3 protein-coding genes are annotated in these 2,647 nt (G+C 65.7%); all 3 read left to right on the forward strand.

From position 1 onward, the window contains the following. Positions 1-18 precede the first annotated feature (18 nt). Entirely contained in the window at positions 19-165 is a 147-nt protein-coding gene (locus FE811_RS26380) for an adenosylcobinamide-GDP ribazoletransferase (RefSeq protein WP_370362713.1), read from the forward strand. 134 nt (positions 166-299) lie between these two features. Beyond that, positions 300-923 (forward strand): TRAP transporter small permease subunit, encoded by a 624-nt coding sequence (locus FE811_RS26385; RefSeq protein ID WP_036751038.1) that lies wholly within the window; start codon positions 300-302, stop codon positions 921-923. Next, positions 920-2,647 (forward strand): TRAP transporter large permease subunit (locus FE811_RS26390; protein WP_140849467.1); only part of this gene is annotated, 1,728 nt, incomplete at its 3' end. The genes FE811_RS26385 and FE811_RS26390, both read left to right, overlap by 4 nt.

Genomic DNA, 2,647 nt, shown 5'->3' on the forward strand with positions numbered 1-2,647 from the left:
CCGGCGGCGGGCTGGCTGGTGCTGGCCGCGGCGGTGGCGGCGGCGCAGCTTTGGCTGGCGCGCCGGGCCCTGCGGGCGCTTGGCGGCCAGACCGGCGACGTGCTGGGCGCCATGCAACAGGCGGGCGAGACGGCCGGGCTGGTGGCGCTGGCCGCCCTTGCCTAAGCGCCGTTACGTCGCGTCGCCTTTTTCTTGACGGGTTTTTGCACTTCACTCATACCAAACGGCTACATGAAAGGTGGGGATTATCCGCCGCCGCCACGGCAAGGGGCGGCCATTGTTTTGGGGAGGTTTTTCATATGGGTGCCCTGCTGGGGCTTTCTCGCGGCATCGACCGCGTCAATTCGGTCATCGGCCGCGGCGCAAGCTGGCTGATCCTGGTCGCCGTGCTGGTCAGCGCCGGGAATGCGGTCATCCGCAAGGTGCTGAACACCTCGTCCAATGCCTGGCTGGAGTTGCAATGGTATCTCTATGGTGCCGCCTTCCTGGGCGCCGCGGCCTATACGCTGAAGGAGAACGAGCATATCCGCATCGACATCATCTATGGCATGTGGCGCCGCCGCCGCCAGCACTGGATCGACCTGATCGGGCATGTGTTCTTCCTGATGCCCTTCGTCACGCTGATGATCTGGTATCTCTACCCCTGGGCGATGCGCTCCTACTACCGCGGCGAGGTCTCGACCAATGCCGGCGGGCTGGTGCTGTGGCCGGCCAAGATGCTGCTGCTGGCCGGCTTTGTCATGCTGTTCTTCCAGGGCATTTCCGAGATCATCAAGAAGATCGCCGTCATGCGCGGCATCATCGAGGATCCCAACCCCTTCGTCTCGGCCCATGAGGCCGCCGCCATGGAGGGCGAGATCATGGTGCGCGAGATGACGGCCGCGATCGAGGACGAGACGAAGGACGGGGAGTCCCGCAAATGATGATCTTCATCGCGCAGAACATGGCGCCGATCATGTTCGCCTCGCTGGTGATCTTCCTGCTCTTCGGTTATCCGGTGGCTTTCGCGCTGGCGGCGAACGGGCTTTTGTTCTTCGTCATCGGCGTCGAACTGGCACCGCTGTCGGGCGGCAACATCAACCTCAGCTGGCCCCTGCTGAACGCCATGCCCGAGCGGTTATGGGGGGTGATGTCGAACGAGACATTGCTGGCCATCCCCTTCTTCACCTTCATGGGCATCGTGCTGGAGAAATCCGGCATGGCCGAGGATCTGCTGGACACGGTGGGCCAGCTTTTCGGCCCGATCCGCGGCGGCCTGGCCTATGCGGTGATCATCGTCGGCGCACTGCTGGCGGCGACGACCGGCGTGGTCGCGGCCTCGGTCATCGCCATGGGGCTGATCTCGTTGCCGATCATGCTGCGCTATGGCTATGACCGGCGCATCGCCTCGGGCACCATCGCGGCCTCGGGGACGCTGGCGCAGATCATCCCGCCCTCGCTGGTGCTGATCGTGCTGGCCGACCAGCTCGGCCGTTCGGTGGGCGACATGTACAAGGGCGCGCTGATTCCCGGCCTGGTGCTGACCGGGATCTACATGCTCTATATCTTCGTCATGTCGTTCATCCGGCCGAACAGCCTGCCGGCCCTGCCGAAAGAGGCGCGGACGCTGGGCTCGGGCGTCACCTCGCTGCTGGTGGCGCTGGCGCTGACCGTGGGCATGGCCTGGCTGGCCTTCCGCTGGCTCTACCCGACCCATGGCAAGGATGCCGATATCCTCGCCCCCTCGCTGGCGGTGATCGTGATCTATGTGCTGGCGTTGCTGGACCGGGCGTTGAAGATCAACCTGATGTCGCGGCTGGCGCAGCAGGTCGTCATCGTGCTGATCCCGCCGCTGGCGCTGATCTTCCTGGTGCTGGGCACGATCTTCCTGGGCATCGCCACCCCCACCGAGGGCGGCGCCATGGGTGCGGTCGGCGCGCTGCTGCTGGCCGGGGTCAAGGGGCGGCTCAGCTATGACGTGATCCGCCAGGCGCTTCTGGCGACGACGCGGCTGTCGGCCTTCGTCATGTTCATCCTGATCGGGGCGCGGGTCTTCTCGCTGACCTTCTACGGCGTGAACGGGCATATCTGGGTCGAGCATCTGCTGACCTCGCTGCCCGGCGGCGAATACGGCTTCCTGATCGCCGTGTCGGTGCTGGTCTTTTTGCTGGCCTTCTTCCTCGACTTCTTCGAGCTGGCGTTCATCATCGTGCCGCTGCTGGCGCCGGCGGCGCAGGCGATGGGCATCGACCTGATCTGGTTCGGCGTGCTGCTGGGGGTGAACATGCAGACCAGCTTCATGCACCCGCCCTTCGGCTTCTCGCTGTTCTTCCTGCGCTCGGTGGCGCCGAAATCGCCCTATCGCGACAAGGTGACGGGGCAGATGATGCAGCCGGTGACCACCGGGCAGATCTATTGGGGCGCGGTGCCCTATGTCTGCATCCAGCTGGTCATGGTCGCCATCGTCATGACCTTCCCCGGACTGGTCATGCACTACAAGGGCGCGCCGGTCGATACCTCGAACGTCAGGATCGAGATCCCCTCGGGCGGCGGGCTTGGCGGCCTCGGCGGGCTGGGCGATCCTTTCGGCCAGCCGGCCGCGCCCGGAACCGCTGCGCCGGGCGGCATTCCCGCGCCGGGCGGCCTGGGCGGGGCGCCGAACTTCGGC

It is taken from the genome of Paracoccus sp. FO-3, from assembly GCF_006386455.1.
Taxonomy (GTDB): Bacteria; Pseudomonadota; Alphaproteobacteria; order Rhodobacterales; family Rhodobacteraceae; genus Paracoccus; species Paracoccus versutus.